Source organism: Herbaspirillum sp. C9C3 (assembly GCF_013359625.1).
Classification (GTDB): domain Bacteria; phylum Pseudomonadota; class Gammaproteobacteria; order Burkholderiales; family Burkholderiaceae_D; genus Herbaspirillum.
Genome location: NZ_JABFMQ010000002.1, coordinates 281,767 through 296,932 on the forward strand (window position 1 = coordinate 281,767; position 15,166 = coordinate 296,932).

15 protein-coding genes are annotated in these 15,166 nt (G+C 63.2%); 6 read left to right on the forward strand and 9 right to left on the reverse strand.

Going from position 1 to position 15,166, the window contains the following annotated elements; genetic code table 11:
• Window positions 1-65: 65 nt before the first annotated feature.
• The 4 genes from HNO82_RS03495 (at window position 66) to HNO82_RS03510 (ending at window position 3,805) form a co-directional block, all read left to right on the forward strand.
• Window positions 66-647, forward strand: a complete 582-nt coding sequence (locus HNO82_RS03495) for a cupin domain-containing protein (protein WP_034349905.1) — start codon at window positions 66-68, stop codon at window positions 645-647.
• 3 nt (window positions 648-650) lie between these two features.
• On the forward strand, window positions 651-1,634 hold the full coding sequence (locus tag HNO82_RS03500) for a fumarylacetoacetate hydrolase family protein (RefSeq protein ID WP_175342763.1): 984 nt from the start codon (window positions 651-653) through the stop codon (window positions 1,632-1,634).
• On the forward strand, window positions 1,631-2,596 hold the full coding sequence (locus HNO82_RS03505) for an NAD-dependent epimerase/dehydratase family protein (protein WP_175342764.1): 966 nt from the start codon (window positions 1,631-1,633) through the stop codon (window positions 2,594-2,596). Before HNO82_RS03500 ends, HNO82_RS03505 begins: the two co-directional genes overlap by 4 nt.
• Window positions 2,597-2,974: 378 nt before the next feature.
• Window positions 2,975-3,805 (forward strand): SIR2 family NAD-dependent protein deacylase, encoded by an 831-nt coding sequence (locus tag HNO82_RS03510; RefSeq protein WP_175342765.1) that lies wholly within the window; start codon window positions 2,975-2,977, stop codon window positions 3,803-3,805.
• A gap of 49 nt (window positions 3,806-3,854) precedes the next feature.
• Here HNO82_RS03510 and HNO82_RS03515 read toward each other — a convergent pair whose 3' ends face one another.
• A complete protein-coding gene (locus HNO82_RS03515) occupies window positions 3,855-4,823 on the reverse strand; it encodes a helix-turn-helix transcriptional regulator (protein WP_217509788.1) in 969 nt (322 codons plus the stop codon).
• Between the two features lie 209 nt (window positions 4,824-5,032).
• On the opposite strand from HNO82_RS03515, the gene HNO82_RS03520 reads away from it, so the two are divergent.
• Window positions 5,033-5,677 (forward strand): hypothetical protein, encoded by a 645-nt coding sequence (locus HNO82_RS03520; protein WP_175342767.1) that lies wholly within the window; start codon window positions 5,033-5,035, stop codon window positions 5,675-5,677.
• Window positions 5,678-5,792: 115 nt separating this feature from the next.
• Here HNO82_RS03520 and HNO82_RS03525 read toward each other — a convergent pair whose 3' ends face one another.
• From HNO82_RS03525 to map, 5 genes are all read right to left on the reverse strand, one after another.
• The gene (locus HNO82_RS03525) at window positions 5,793-7,286 is read right to left on the reverse strand and encodes an EAL domain-containing protein (RefSeq protein WP_175342768.1); all 1,494 of its coding nucleotides are present in this window, start codon (window positions 7,284-7,286) and stop codon (window positions 5,793-5,795) included.
• 275 nt (window positions 7,287-7,561) lie between these two features.
• A complete protein-coding gene (locus HNO82_RS03530; RefSeq protein ID WP_008326055.1) occupies window positions 7,562-8,269 on the reverse strand; it encodes an anti-sigma factor in 708 nt (235 codons plus the stop codon).
• Window positions 8,266-8,814, reverse strand: coding sequence for a sigma-70 family RNA polymerase sigma factor (locus HNO82_RS03535; RefSeq protein WP_175342769.1), 549 nt, complete (start codon window positions 8,812-8,814; stop codon window positions 8,266-8,268). Before HNO82_RS03535 ends, HNO82_RS03530 begins: the two co-directional genes overlap by 4 nt.
• Window positions 8,815-8,903: 89 nt before the next feature.
• Complete coding sequence (locus tag HNO82_RS03540; RefSeq protein ID WP_175342770.1) at window positions 8,904-9,464, reverse strand: DUF3455 domain-containing protein; 561 nt, start codon at window positions 9,462-9,464, stop codon at window positions 8,904-8,906.
• 165 nt (window positions 9,465-9,629) lie between these two features.
• A complete protein-coding gene (gene map / locus HNO82_RS03545) occupies window positions 9,630-10,427 on the reverse strand; it encodes a type I methionyl aminopeptidase (RefSeq protein ID WP_175342771.1) in 798 nt (265 codons plus the stop codon).
• A gap of 235 nt (window positions 10,428-10,662) precedes the next feature.
• Here map and HNO82_RS03550 point away from each other — a divergent pair, with 235 nt between their 5' ends.
• Window positions 10,663-11,574: a LysR substrate-binding domain-containing protein gene (locus tag HNO82_RS03550; protein ID WP_008326061.1), complete on the forward strand. Its 912-nt coding sequence runs from the start codon at window positions 10,663-10,665 to the stop codon at window positions 11,572-11,574.
• 197 nt (window positions 11,575-11,771) lie between these two features.
• Here the strand turns inward: HNO82_RS03550 and HNO82_RS03555 are convergent, their stop codons facing one another.
• From HNO82_RS03555 to HNO82_RS03565, 3 genes are all read right to left on the reverse strand, one after another.
• Window positions 11,772-12,944 carry an MFS transporter gene (locus tag HNO82_RS03555; RefSeq protein WP_175342772.1) on the reverse strand — a complete coding sequence of 391 codons (1,173 nt, stop codon included), beginning with the start codon at window positions 12,942-12,944 and terminating at the stop codon, window positions 11,772-11,774.
• Window positions 12,945-13,263: 319 nt separating this feature from the next.
• Entirely contained in the window at window positions 13,264-14,412 is a 1,149-nt protein-coding gene (dgoD, locus tag HNO82_RS03560) for a galactonate dehydratase (RefSeq protein WP_088755358.1), read from the reverse strand.
• 97 nt (window positions 14,413-14,509) lie between these two features.
• Window positions 14,510-15,148: a 2-dehydro-3-deoxy-6-phosphogalactonate aldolase gene (locus tag HNO82_RS03565; RefSeq protein WP_175342773.1), complete on the reverse strand. Its 639-nt coding sequence runs from the start codon at window positions 15,146-15,148 to the stop codon at window positions 14,510-14,512.
• Between the last annotated feature and the right edge of the window lie 18 nt (window positions 15,149-15,166).

Below are 15,166 nucleotides of genomic sequence, written 5' to 3' on the forward strand. Positions count from 1 at the left end.
CCCGGCTGTCACCCTGGCAGCCATCAGCAGATTCACGCACGACCAGCATTTCCATGGAGCTCATGATGTCCTTCCCCCCGATACACCGCGTCGTCACCGGCCACGATGCACAAGGCCGATCCATCGTCAGCAGCGACGGCCCGCTGCCCACCGTCGTGGAGGTGGCCGCCATTCCCGGCACGCTCTTCCATGAAGTCTGGAGTACCGGCGCCACGCCTGCACGTGTGGACAATGGGGCTGATCCCACCCTGGGAGCGCTGGTCCTGTCACCGCCTGAACGCGGCACGCGCATGCGTTTCGTGGACATCCCGGCCGATACCGAGGAATTCCTTGCCAGCGGCAACAGCAAGATGCACGAAGCCTTCAGCCAGATCGGCGAGGCTTCGGCCTCCACCGTGCAGGCCGACTCCCCGCACCCGCTGATGCACCGGACCGAATCGGTGGACTACGGCATCGTCATCGAAGGCGAGATGACACTGGTATTGGAGCGTGGCGAAGTTGCCCTGAAACCCGGCAGCGTGGTGGTACAGCGCGGCACCAACCACGCCTGGGCCAATCGTTCGGGAAAGCCCTGCCGCATGCTGTTCATCCTGGTCGATGGCGAGTATGACCCGGCCATTGCCGCGCAACTGGGCAAGGGAGCATAAGCCATGAAGTTCGCTACCCTGCGCGACGGCTCGCCTGATGGCGCGCTGGTACTGGTCGCGCGTGATGCCGCCACTGCCTTGCCGGTGCCGCAGATTGCGCGCACCCTGATCGATGCGCTGGCACGCTGGGACGAGGTCAAGCCTGCACTGACCGAGCGTTATGAGGCCCTCAATGAAGGCCGGGCCGAGGGTGTCATCAGCTTCGATGCGCAGCTGTGCATGGCACCGCTACCGCGCGCACCGCAATGGCTGGACGCATCCGCCTTCCTCAATCACGGACGCTTGATGGAAGAAGCCTTCAAGACGCCGCCGATTCCGTATTTCGATACCGTTCCCGTGATGTACCAGGGGGCCAGCGATGATTTCCTCGGGCCACAGCAGGACGTGCCGCTGCGCTCGGAAGCCGAAGGCATCGACTTCGAGGGCGAGTTCGGTGTGGTGGTCGGCCCGGTCGCCATGGGCGCGACACCGGACGAGGCCCTGCAGGCCGTGCGCCTGGTGGTGCAGCTCAATGACTGGAGCCTGCGCGCACTTGGCCCGCATGAGATGAAGACCGGTTTCGGTTTCCTGCAGGCCAAGCCCTCGACGGCATTTGCACCTATTGCCGTCACGCCCGATGAACTGGGCAAGGCCTGGCGCGATGGCCGTGTGCACATGCACTTGCATGTGCAATGGAATGGCGCGCGCTTTGGCGAACCGCACGGCGGCGAAATGAATTTTTCCTTCGGTCAGTTGATTGCCCATGCGGCGCACAGCCGCCGTCTTACGGCGGGTTGCATCATTGGCTCGGGTACCGTTTCCAATGTTGCGCGCGCGGCCGGTTCGGCTTGCATCGCCGAGCGGCGTGTGATCGAGAAGATCGATCACGGCGAGATCCGTACCGGCTTCATGCACTTCGGCGACGAGGTGCGCATGCAGGCGCATTACGAGGATGGCAGTGCCGGTCCCTTCGGCATCGTGCAACAGCGCGTGGTACGGGCAGCATGAAGGTCCTGGTCACCGGCGCGGGCGGCTTCATCGGCGCGACCCTGCTGCGGTTGCTGCAGCAGACGGGGCAGGTCGGCACGCGACGCATTGCGCGGCTGGCGGCCATGGACAAGCACTTGCCATCGCTGCCAGATACCGTTGAAAGTATCGAGGGGCAATTGCAGGATGCGCAGGTGCAGTCACGTCTGGCGCAGTTCGGTGCTGATCTTTGCTTTCATCTGGCCGCGGTTCCGGGTGGCGCGGCCGAAGCCGATCCGGCCTTGAGCCGCCGCGTCAACCTGGATGCCACGCTCGATCTGTTCAACTTGCTGGCTGAGGGCAGGGCCGCAGCAAGTGCAGCGCCGGTGGTGGTGTATGCCAGCACCATCGCGGTGTACGGTACGCCCTTGCCCGACCCGGTCGTTCCGACGACGCCCACGCGACCGGCCTTGATCTATGGCGCCCACAAGCGGGCCTGCGAAATCCTGCTGGCCGATGCCACGCGGCGCGGTGTGCTCGATGGTCGTTCGTTGCGTTTGCCGGGCATCGTGGCCCGCCCGCGCACTGCATCCGGACTGGTCTCGGCCTTCATGAGCGAACTGCTGCATGCACTGGCCGCAGGTGAATCAGTGACCCTGCCGGTGGGGCCGCAAGCGACCGCGTGGTGGATGTCGGCGCAACGTTGTGCAGAAAACCTGCTGCATGCGGCGACCATGGATCCGCTGCTGGATAAGGAAGGCCACATGGACCGCACCTGGGCCTTGCCGGTGTTGCGGCTGTCCATGCAGGAAGTGGTCGAAACGCTCTCGGCCTTGTATGGCGTTGATGGCAATGCGCTCGTGCGCTATGCACCGCAAGAGCCGGTGGAGGCGGTCTTTGGCCGCTATCCCGTGCTCGATGACCGCATTGCGCGCAGGCTTGGCTTGCGTGATGACGGGACGGCGGCGGAGTTGGTGCAGCGAGCCCTGACCTTCCTCTCCTGAACCTCAGAGACGGCCCCTCTCCGCCGTCACGGTTCTTGTCCCTGCTTGCCTGCTCTGGCGGCTCCCTTCTCCACGGATCAGTTGAGACAAATAATGTCTCTTCCCGGTGCGATCATTCATTCCTTCAGCAACAAGGAGGCCCCTTGCAATCCGATTGCCAGGGGCCGGGACATGAACCGTAAAAGGAGCCAGAAGATGCCGGTATTGATTGAACACATTGATGCGATCGCAAGGAAACGTCAGCGTGATGTGCTCTACCTCTCATTTGTCTTGGAACGCGATTCACACAGGTATTTACAATAATGTTGGCCTGATCGGGCTTGCTGGTGAAGAGCGGGCTGACCCATAGCATGATCGGAAAGTGAAAGCATATCCTCGATGACACAACGTTTTGAACAATTGCAGAGGGCTGCAGGTTGGATAAAGGAGGCAGATGGGCTTCTGATCACGGCCGGGGCAGGTATGGGCGTCGATTCGGGGTTGCCGGACTTCCGGGGAGAGGAAGGGTTCTGGGCTGCGTACCCGGCGCTGGGCAGGGCTGGTCTCTCCTTTGAAGACATCGCCAACCCGCAGGCATTCTTGTCCGATCCTCGGCGCGCATGGGGCTTTTATGGACACCGGCTGTCGCTCTATCGCGCAATCGTGCCGCATCACGGTTTTACCCTGTTGAGACAGTGGGCCGACAGGATGCCATCTGGCGCCTTCGTCTTCACCAGCAATGTAGATGGTCATTTCGGAAAGGCTGGTTTTTCCGATCAGCGCATTGTTGAATGTCACGGATCGATTCACGCCATGCAATGTGTGAACGCCTGCTCTGGCGCAGTCTGGTCTGCAGAGGGCTTTGAACCGGACGTTGACGAGGTGAGCTGTCTACTGCAAGGGGACCTGCCAACCTGTCCTCACTGTGCAGGCCTGGCGCGGCCACATATCCTCATGTTTGACGATGTAGACTGGCATCATACGTCGGCAGTGCAGCAGCGATGGCGCCTGGAGCAATGGATCGCTGCCACACGGCACCTTGTGGTCATCGAAATCGGAGCGGGCTCCGCACTTCCGACCGTGCGACGCTTCGGCGAACGATACGGTCCGCGCGTGATCCGTATCAATGCACGCGAAGCAGCCATTGCCCCGCACATCGGAACGGGAATTGCCGGTTCGGCGATAGATGTGCTGCGCGAGCTGGACAGCTTTTCCCAGGAGAGATCCTAGCGCTTGAGAGTGGCAAGGGCGTTGAGGACCTTCAGAGCGTTGAACAGCGCTAGCGGTCTTGTTCATAGAGTCGCGCGCTGGCCTTGGCCTCTGCAGCGAATTCCTTGCGCAGGCTCCGGGGTTCCAGTATTTCGGCATGGGGGCCGAAGGAGCGCAGCCACCAGCGCAGTCTTTCGCTGAGAATGACCGTCGCCTGAACGGTGATACCGCCATCCGGATGTGTTTCCACGGTCTGGTCGCCTGAGATGGGGGCTTCCAGAACGGCGTGGTTGCGCCCTTTGGCAAAGCGAACGGCCAGTTTGATATCTCCTTTCGGAAGGAAATCGAATTGCCTCTCTTGCGCGATGTATTTCTCCAGGGAGAAGTCGCGGGGATAGGAGAACGGATCCGGACAGACCTGTGCGCTCTTCATGCGGTCGAGCCGGTACATGGCCGGATCGGGCTTGGAGGTCCGTTTGGCCACCAGATAGACGAACGAGGCCATTTCGACCAGGCCCAGCGGCATGACCAAACGGGCCTCCGGCGTTTTGTCCGAGCTGGACCGGGCGTGATAGACGATCTCCAGAAGCTGCTCGGAAAACAGCGCTTCGGAGACGGACAAGAAGATGGATTCCGGTATCACCGGAGCCAGTAACTGAAAGCCGCTATCGACGATGGCCACTTTCTTGTTCCAGCTGGCATGTCGCCGGGTATTCGATCCCATCCCCTGTTTCAGCCGCTCTTGGGCGACATCGAACAGTCCCGCCAGGGAATTGGCCACTAGCGCCGGGATCTGGCGACTGGCAAAGCGTTTGAGCGCCTGCAATGCAAGGGCCTCGTCAAAGGTCATCATGCCGCCCGCTTTGGCGGCCACGCCGCTGGCTCCTTCCTTTTTCTGCCACGCCAGCGCATTGCCGATCTTGTCGCTGATCACCACACCCTCATCGCGAAACGCCTCCAGGCGGCGTTGAACGGTCTTGTTGTGCTGAACGCTCAGGCCATTGCGTCTGAGTGCATCCGCGACTTCAGGCGTGGTCATCCAGGGATCAGTCGATTTCCTGGTTGGCAGGAGGGCAAGAATGGGGTAGTCGAGGGGGGACATGAGAAAGCAAGGAAATCGAATGGGACATAAAATGTCTCATGGATGAGGGACACTGGCAAGGCTGGTCAGGGGACGAGCAAGAAATGCCGATGCCGATCCCTTCGCTGCATACATTTTCGGGTCAACCACATCAAGGAAAGAGAACAATGAGAGAGCTGATTTCCAGTCTTCAACAGGCGATCAAACAGAACACGCTTGATTCACGTCGTATAAACGATGCGATTGGTCAGCTCCAGGCCCTCGGCCACAAGGCGTATGACGCACACAAGTTCCCGGCGCTCCCCGCGAACACTGCAGAGTTTTCCGGTGACATCGGTGATACCCCACAGAACCTGGCAGAAGCGCTGCTTTGGAAAATGGGCAAGTGGAATACCTACAAAATATTCGTGGAAAATTTCAATGATCTCGACCGGGAAGTCTCATCCGACGGCGGCGTCGTTTTCTCTGCCTTCGCCAGGTATCTTCGGGATCCTGATGCGCCGATTTATGATCAACATGCGATGCGCGCGATTTGGGCGTTAGGCTCGCTGGATGCAACCGAAGAGGAAAAATGCAGGAAGTTTCTTTTCACGGGGAGCGGCGGCTGGAGGCAGACCGGAACTGGCGACAATGACGCCTCCTGCTACCGGCTGTTCGTTAAACATGTCAACGCGATCTGCGACACCAACCAGGTGACGCACGCCGCGCTGGACAAGCTGCTCATGCCGTTGGGGCAAGCACTCAAGGCGCGTACGGGAGATGCGAATATCAGTGACAGGCAGGCCTTCGTCGAACTTTGCTGGCCAAGCTGAAGTGCGACACTTTTGTACGTTCCGGGAGCTCACGTTTGAATGAACGCCGGGTGGCCGGGGGAGGGGCTGCGTGCCCCTGGTTCTCGACGTCGCAAGGCGCGCGTGGGGCGTCAGTTCACGCCGCCAACCCGAATTCCTCCAGCGTATAAGGCCGCCTCTGCTGCAGCACCTCGTTCAATTCCATCGCCTTGCTGAACAGCCACCCCTGCGCATGAATCTGCGGCGCGATGCTGCGCACGAGCTGCAACTGTTCTTCCGTTTCAATGCCCTCGATGACCACCTTCAGCTCCAGCTCGGTGGCCAGGCGCAGCAGGTTGGGGACCACCGAGCGCAGCGGCGATCCGGTGCTAAGGGCGCTGGTGAAGAGCCGGTCAATCTTGATGCCGTCGAACTGCGCATACGACAGGTGCGAGAGATTGGCGCTGCCGGTGCCGAAGTCATCGATCCAGATCGCAAAGCCGGCCTTGCGCAACAGTTCGATGTTCTGCGTGAAGGTGGCCGAACGGATGTCGGCGCGCTCGGTGACTTCCAGGTGCAATTGCGAACGTAGCCCCGGCGTGGCCGCCGTCAGTTCCAGGGCGAACTCGATGAAATCCGCATCCTCGATGTCGGCGACCTCGGTATTGATAGCCAGCATCAGCGCCGGATCGGCCTGCAGCAGGTCGTGCATCTCGCGCACCGCACGCGCCAGCACCACCTTGGCCAGCGCCGCACTGAGCCGGTTCTGCGCGGCCAGCGGCACGAAGATGTCCGGACCGATCTCGGGCTCGCCCGCCGGTCTCCAGCGCGCCAGTGCTTCGTAACCCGTCAGGCTCAGATCCCGCACGCAGACGATGGGCTGGTACAGCAGCACGATCTCGTCACGAGCAATGCCCTCGCGCAGTTTCTCCAGCACACCCTGGTTGCGGCGCAGGCGCAGATACATCAGGCAGGCCAGCGCCCCCAGCAGGAAACCGCCAGCCAGCAACGCCAGGAAGCTCAAGGGATGCGCCAGTGCAAACCAGTGCAGGCGCGCCGTGGCATGGGCGCACAGGGCCATGTCGCGACTGCACTCGGTAATGTCGATATGGGGCAGCAGATCCATCGCTCCGGCTGGGTTGTAGCGCAGACCAGCGCGTTGGGCATAGGTGTGCGTGCCATCGCCGTTGGTGATGCGCAGTGACACATCCTGATAAAAACGGTTGAGCTCGAAGGTCGAGGGCGAGGCAATGACCAGGCTGTGATTGAGGGCGACCAGATTGCTCTGGTAGTGCGTCTGCAAGACTTCCTGGTGGCTCCATACGTCGAAGCCGCCGCGCGCGCGATAGTGCGGTGCGGGCAGCCGGGTCGGCTGCTCCAGCTTGCCCCACAAGGCCGTACAGCGCACCACCCCCTGCTCGATGCGACCCAGGTCGGCCACATAACTGTTGGCATAGGCGATGTTGCGCAGCATGGTGAGATCACCCTCGGAACAGGCTTCGAACGGACTGGCCTCGGCCCGGCGCAGTGCATCGGCAGTGGCCCGCCCGGCGTCTTCCGCACGCTGCAAGGCCTGCATCGACGAGGCGTCGATGTGGACAATCTCCGAGACGGTCAGCGCGAGCTGCGCCAGAATGACTCCCCCAAGCATGCAGCTGCAGGCCCAGAGAAGGATTTTCCAGGAGGAAACGCGTCGGAAGACTTTGCGATTCATTGCTCAGAAAGTAATTATGTCGCGCAAGCTTAATTTAAAACGCTGCTTCCTTATCCGGTTTTTTTCGTGGCCGCTTGTTTTGCCTCGTGTTTTGCGGCCATTTCCCAGCGTGCGGTAGACACCCCCATCGCAAGTGATGTGCGCCATCCACGAATCTCGCCAGTCCTCGCGTTGGCGAGGGATGGCTCATCTCATGCGCTATCGGGGAGAACTCAGGATGTGACCTTGACCGCGCGCCCGATGTAGAGAATGGGGCCAGTCGGACGGCCTGTGGGGGAGCCGGTTCCGGGCTCCAGCGTGATCTCGAAGAGCTGGTCCGGCTGCAGTGGCGGCAGCTTGTCCAGGGCCACTTCCTGGGTCTTGCCCGGCTTGACGAGGCCCAGCGAGACCGGTCCGTTCCAGTTGCTGCCCTTGGTCCAGAATTGCAGCGCCTTCTCCTGCGGCACCGTGGCCACGCCCAGCGGGATCAGATTGAGACGTCCGCTGCCGCCGGTCTGTACCACCCAGCCAGGCGCCTTGTCCTGCGGTGCGACCAGCACCACCATGTAAGCCGGTGCTCCGGTGGGCGGCCCGGCACGCAACATGATGACGGCCAGCAGGACCGAGCAGGCCAGCGCCGTGGCCGTACTCCAGCGCCAGAATTGCACGCTCTCCCACCAAGCGCGCCAGCCACCGCGCTGACGCACGGCTGCCGGTGCGGGCAGGCTGCGCTCGATGCGCTGCCACAGGCTGGTCGACGGCTGTACCGGCTCTGCCAGCGCGGTCAGGGGGTGCAGCTTCGCTTCCCAGTCGTCGACGGCGGCGCGCAGGGCAGGGTCCGTGGGCAAGCGCCGCTCCACCTCCTGGCGCTGCGCGTAGGGCAGGGTACCCAGCACGTACTGGGCGGCCAGCCATTGCAGATCTTCGTGTGATGCGTTCATCCGATACACTCCCGCAGCGCGGCCAGGCCACGCTTGATCCATGCCTTCACCGATCCCAGCGGGGCCTGGAGACGCTCGGCGATTTCTGCGTGGGTACAGCCATCGACATAGGCGTAGACGATGCTGGCGCGCTTGGCATCGCTCAACTGGCCCAGGCACTCGTCCAGCCGGCCGAGGTCGGCCTGCCACTCGGGCGCTTCAACGGCGGGCTCGGCGCGCTCAGCCAGTTCTTCCAGGTCGTCACCGACGGCGACTTCGTGCTGCATGGCGCGGATGCGATTGAGGGCGGTATGGCGCACCACCGTATAGATCCATCCGCGTGCCGCACCGCGCGCCGGGTCGAAGCTGGCGGCGCGGTTCCAGAGGTTGAGGAAGGCGTCATGCAGGACGTCCTCGGCCAGTGCGCGATCACGCACGATGCGCAAGGCCACTCCCAGCAGAGTGCGGCCCTCGTGCTCGTAGAGCGCCTGCAATGCACGACGCTCGCCGTGCGCGCAGGCGAGCAGGGCGGCTTCATGATCGAACGAGGCGGGGACGTCAGTCACGCGAAAGCAGGCTCCGGGCGATGGTTGCCCGGCCGGAACCTCCGACCGGGGTAAACAGGCCTTGGATTATAGCCAGGGATGAGCCCGCATCAGGATGCCTTCCAGAAAATATAGTCGGCCTGGTAGCCCACCTTCTGCTTGGCACCCGCCGAAGCCATGTCGCAGCGATCAGCCGGGGCCACGCCGCCCTTGGTGGCGACGCGCTGGATATAGGTCGTCTGCGTCATGGCACCCATGCCGGTGGCCGGATTGGCCTTGACCAGCTGATGCGGGATATTGCCGGTGCCGGCCGGTGCGACCGCCACCTGGGCGCCCGTCACCTTGGAACCGTCGCTGCTCTCCCAGGTGGCCGGCGGGCCATAGTAACGTCCGACCTGCATGCCGTTGCGATCCTTGAGCACGGCATCCGGGCCGACGAAGCTCCACTCGAACTGGCCGGGCATGTCCTTCTTGGCGCGGCACTCGTAGAGGATCTCGCCCACGCCCACGGTCTGCAGCACGACCTTGTTGCCGGCCGGAACCTTGACGGCCTCCGGCAGGCCGTCCTGCGAATACATGGTCGACATGGGCGCGCAGGCCGCCAGCGTGAGGGCCGCGGCCAGGGGCAGGACGATACGGAGGGAACGGGAAGACAGGACGGCAGTTTGCATGATGGGCTCCTTGTTTCTTGAAAGGGATGTTGTCTCGTGCAGCCCGCCGCCGCATGCGCGACAACGGGGCTGACATGAGGTACTACCCGCGAGGAGCCGATCTGGATGCAGTAATCTGAAAATATTTTTTCCGGCCCGACAAATGCGCGTCGGGCCGGCATTGCATCAGTTGCGGGTGGCGATGGAAGGATAGTCGCCGCAGCCTTCCGGCCAGGGTGTGAGGATTTCATAGCCCTTGGCGGTGACCACCACCATGTGTTCCCACTGGGCCGACAGCGAGCCGTCGGCGGTCAGGACGGTCCAGCCGTCGTCGAGCTGACGGGTGTGACGCTTGCCGGCGTTCAACATCGGTTCGATGGTGAAGATCATGCCTTCCTTGAGCGGCAGTCCGCTGTTGCGCTGGCCGTAGTGCAGCACTTGTGGTTCATCGTGATAGATGGTGCCGATGCCGTGGCCGCAGTATTCGCGCACTACCGAGAAGCCGTCGCGCTGGGCCACGGTCTGGATGGCGTGGCCGACATCGCCCAGGGTCGCGCCCGGGCGCACCGCGCGGATGCCCGCGCACATGGCCTCATAAGTGGTGTTGACCAGCTTGCGCGCGGTGGCGTTGGGGGAGCCGACCAAGTACATGCGGCTGCAGTCGCCGTACCAGCCATCCTTGATGACGGCCACGTCGATGTTGATGATGTCGCCATCCTTGAGCACCTGGCCACCCGGGATGCCATGGCAGATCACGTCGTTGACGGAACTGCAGATGGTCTTGGGGAAGCCGTGGTAGCCGATGTTGGCGGGGGTGGCCTGTTGCACCTTGACGATGTGGTCATGGCAGATGCGGTCCAGCTCGTCGGTGGTGACACCGGCCTTGACGTGCTCGGCCACGATGTGCAGCACTTCGGCCGCCAGTTGCCCGGCCACGCGGGCCTGGGCGATTTCTGCGGCGGTGCGCAGCTTCACTTTTCTCATGCTTGTCTGTTCGGTGGGTGCCGCGCGGTGCGCAGCGGTCGTTCGGGCGACTATTTTAGCCGGGCTGGCAGGCGGCTGCCGCATCGCTCCTTGTTCCTGGCGATTTTTCGAGGAGGGATGCAGAATTTTTCAGACAGCGGTGCTGGCGCAGACTTGTCAGTAGAATCGATGCAAACGGCATGATTCATTCATTGCATTGATCAATCCCACAGCATCACCGACCACAACGGACTCCATGGAACTGAGGCAACTGCGCCAATTCATCGCGCTGGCAGAAGAAAAAAGTTTTACCCGGGCGGCCACGCGCTGCCATGTCGTGCAGTCGGCGCTGTCGTCCTCGATCCGCCTGCTGGAAGAAGAACTGGCGGCCGCATTGTTCGTGCGCACCACGCGCCGGGTGGAGCTGACGGCGGCTGGCGAAGCCTTCCTGGAGAGCGCGCGCCGCTCGCTGGCGGCCCTGGAGCAGGGGGCTACCGACGTGGCCGACGTCAATGCCATGCGGCGCGGCCGGCTTTGCATCGGCACGGTACAGAGCCTGCCCTCCTTTGTTGATCTGCCGGCGCTGCTGGCACGTTTTCACCGTCGCCATCCGGCGGTGGAGGTGCGGCTGTGCCAGGGGGCGGCGGGCGAGCTGAACGAGAAGATCGATGCCCGCCAGCTGGACCTGGCCATCCTGCCCATCGAGGAAAGCGGGGAGGGTTTGCAGCAACACATCATCGCCTGCGACGAACTGGTGCTGGCCTGCCACCCCGGCCATCGCCTGGGCAAGGCGCGTTCGGTGACGCTGGAACAACTGGCCGGCGAGGGTTTCGTCGATTTTGAAACCGGGTTGGGCACCCGTGCGCTGGTCGATCGCGGTTTTGCCGAAGCGGGCCTGCGGCGTCGTGTGGCCTTTGAGGTGAGTGACCTGGTGACCTTGCTCGATCTGGTCGGCCATGGGCTGGGTGTGGCGCTGTTGCCGCGCGACCTGGTGCGCTCGCGGCGGGGCAAGCTGGCTTGCATCAAGCTGCGCGGGGTGGAGTTGTGCTGGGAACTGGTGGTCACGCACAAAGCGGCGGCCCGCAATGGCGTGCTGGTGCTCGATGCGGCACCGGCGGCGTTTCTTGCCTTGTTGATGGAGCAGGCGCAGGCCCGGGAAAAAAGCTGAATCAGCGGCCCGGCAGGATTGCGCCCTGCTCGGCGCTGCATGTTGGATGACCGGCCCGCGTCCTCGAACAAGGCCGCATGACAACGCGGCACTACCATCAGCACGCGATGTCCTGCGCTTGGGTGGTTTCAGGGCGATATGAAGACAGCTTCAGGTGGGGGCGCCACCGTAGCCGGTTTCCGTCGCTCCTGTGGGCGTCAGATGAAGCGTTTGACCGCCCGAGGCCCGAACAGTGCCACCACCATCATTACCAGCGCCACTCCCGCAAAGCTCACCCGCAGCCCCAGGTGCTCGGCCACGCCGCCGATGCACACCGGCCCCAGCAGCATGCCGACGTAGGCAAAGCGTGCCACGGCGGCGATGCTTTCGGCGGCGGGCATGCCCGGTACGCGGGCCGCTGCCAGGAAGAAGATCGGCATCAGGTTGGCAATCCCCAGCCCGGCCAGCAGCAGCCCGGCCATGGTCGCCAGCGGGGTCGGCAAGGTCGCCGCCAGTGCGATGCCGGCAGCACCCGCCACCCCGCTCCAGAGCAGCGTGCGCAAGCCACCGATGCGTGCTCGGATGCGGTCGCCCGTCAGGCGCCCGGCGGCCATGCCGGTAGAAAACGCGGCGTAGCTGTAGCTGACCCAGGCGGCGGGCGACTGGGCGATGTCGCGCATGTATACCGCAGCCCAGTCATACATGCCGCCCTCGCACATGAGCGCCAGGAAGGAGATCACGCCCAGTACCAGCACCATGCGGCGGGCCGACCTGTCGCTGCCGGGCGTGGCTGCCGTTTCGTCGTGGGCATCGTCAGGCAGGGCGAAGGGGCCGATGGACAAGGCCACCGACAGCGTCACCACTGCCACCAGCCCGGCATGGGCGAGCGGCGACAGGCCGGGCAGGGCGCCCAGGGCCGAGCCGGCGATACCACCGATGCTGAACATGGCATGCAGGGTGGACATGATGGGCCGGCTGCGGCGACCTTCCACCAACGCGGCCTGGACCGACATCGCGACGTCAAAAGCCGCCATGGCGCTGCCGAACACCAGCAGCAGCGCTACCAGCATCCAGAACTGCGGCGCCAGCGGGATCAGCAGCAGCGTGGCCGCATAGAGGATGCCAGCCTGGCGCAAGGCGCGCGCGCTGCCCACGCGCGCAATCCATTTGCCGGACTGGCCCATGGTCAGCAGGGCTCCCCCGGCCACGGCCAGCATGGCCAGCGACAACACCGCGTCCGACAGGGCGAAGCGATCCTTCACCGAGGGAATCAGGATGCCCCAGGTGGCGAAGGTGGCACCATTGACGAAAAACTGCGCCATGGTGGCGCGGGTGGCGTGGCGGATGCGGTGTGGTTCGGAAGCGGGTGCGGATGAGCTGCCTGAAAGCATGGAGAGGTCTGGCGAAAGTCAAAGAGCGTCACTGTGCCAGTTTTTGATTCATTCGTTAAATGGATTATTCAGATTGGCTTGATCGATTCCACAGATGAATGTGGTGGCTCTCGCCGCAGCGCAGTAGGGCGTGCCGCGCCGGATTTCACTGGAAAGGGCACTTTCAGCGTTTGCTGAAACCCCTCAATCTGGTGAAATGGCACACCGTATTCTTGTCGAACACAAGCTGCCTCCAGCCTCAAGGTACGCAAAAAAACCCGGCCAGCTTGCGCCGGACCGGGTTGAGGGACTACCGAGGAGGAGGTTTCGGCTTATCGCTTTACCATTCGGCAAAGCTGCCATCCTTGTGGCGCCAGATCGGGTTGCGCCAGCGGTGGCCGACTTCGGCGCGCTGACGGACATATTCTTCATTGATCTCGATGCCCAGGCCCGGGCCTTGCGGGATCTTGACGTAGCCGTCTTCATACGCGAACACGTTCTTGTCGCGGATGTAGTCCAGCAGGTCATTGCTTTCGTTGTAGTGGATGCCCAGGCTCTGCTCCTGGATGAAGGCGTTGTAGCTGCCGGCATCGACCTGCAGGCAGGACGCCAGTGCGATCGGGCCCAGCGGGCAGTGCAGCGCCAGCGCCACGTCGTAGGCTTCGGCCATCATGGCGATCTTGCGGGTCTCGGTGATGCCGCCGGCGTGCGAGACGTCGGGCTGGATGATGTCCACGTAACCCTCGGAGAGGATGCGCTTGAAGTCCCAGCGCGAATACAGACGCTCGCCCAGCGCGATCGGGGTCGAGGTCAGGTGGGCGATTTCCTTCAGGGCTTCCGAGTTCTCCGACAGCACCGGCTCTTCGATGAACATCAGCTTGTACGGCTCCAGTTCCTTGATCAGGACCTTGGCCATGGGCTTGTGCACGCGGCCATGGAAGTCCACGCCGATGCCCACGTTCGGGCCCACCGCTTCACGCACGGCTTGCACATTGGCCAGGGTCAGTTCGATCTTGTCGTGGCTGTCGATGAATTGCAGTTCTTCGGTGCCGTTCATCTTCACGGCGGTGAAACCGCGCGCCACCGCGTTCTTGGCCGCAGCAGCGGTATCGGCCGGCCGGTCGCCGCCGATCCAGGAATACACGCGAATCGAGTTGCGCACCGCGCCACCGAGCAGCTGGTGCACCGGTACGCCCAGAGCCTTGCCCTTGATGTCCCACAGGGCCTGGTCGATGCCGGCCAGGGCGCTCATGTGGATGGCGCCGCCACGATAGAAACCGCCGCGATAGAGCACGGTCCAGTGGTCCTCGATGTTGCGCGGGTCCTTGCCGACCAGGTAGTCGGCCAGTTCGTCCACGGCAGCGGCCACGCTGTGCGCGCGGCCTTCCACGATGGGCTCACCCCAGCCGACGATACCTTCGTCGGTCTCGATCTTGAGGAAGCACCAGCGCGGGGGCACGATGAAGGTGGAGATCTTGGTGATTTTCATTGTTCTGTCCGGTTATGCGTTTAATCTGTTGTGCAGATGAATGATCGCCATGCGATCGGTGACGACGATGTATGTCCTGTATGTCTTGTGAGCGAAATCAGCCCAGCGCCTGCCAGGCGGCTACGAAGGCCTGCGCGCGCGAACGCACGGCATCGGCGCTCAGGCCCGGGGTGTAGAGCGCAGAACCCAGGCCGAAGCCGGAGGCACCCGCCGCGCGGAACACGGCCATGCCTTCGGGGGTGATGCCACCCACGGGCAGCAGGGCGATGTCACGGGCGATCACGGCACGCCAGGCCTTGACCACCTGCGGGCCCAGCTGCTCAGCCGGGAACATCTTGAGCACATCGGCCCCATTGTCCAAGGCCGCAAAGGCCTCGGTCACGGTGGCCACGCCCGGGGCGCTGTAGAGGCCAGCCTCGCGCGCCGCACGAATCACGGCGCCATCGCTGTGCGGCATGACGATCAACTCTCCCCCGGCATCCTTGACCTCCTGCACCTGGGTCGGTTTCAAGACGGTGCCGGCACCGACGATACAGTCGGCCGGCAGGCTCTTGCGCAGGATGCTGATGCTGGTCAGCGGTGCGGGCGAATTGAGCGGAACTTCGATGATGCGAAAGCCGCTCTCGTAGAGGGCTGCGCCGATGGCTTGGGCTTCCTCATTGCGCACGCCGCGCAGGATGGCGATCATGCCGGTGCTACGCAGGGCGTCGTGGAATCGTTGGGAGTGGGTGGTCATGGTCTTTTTCGTGATGCG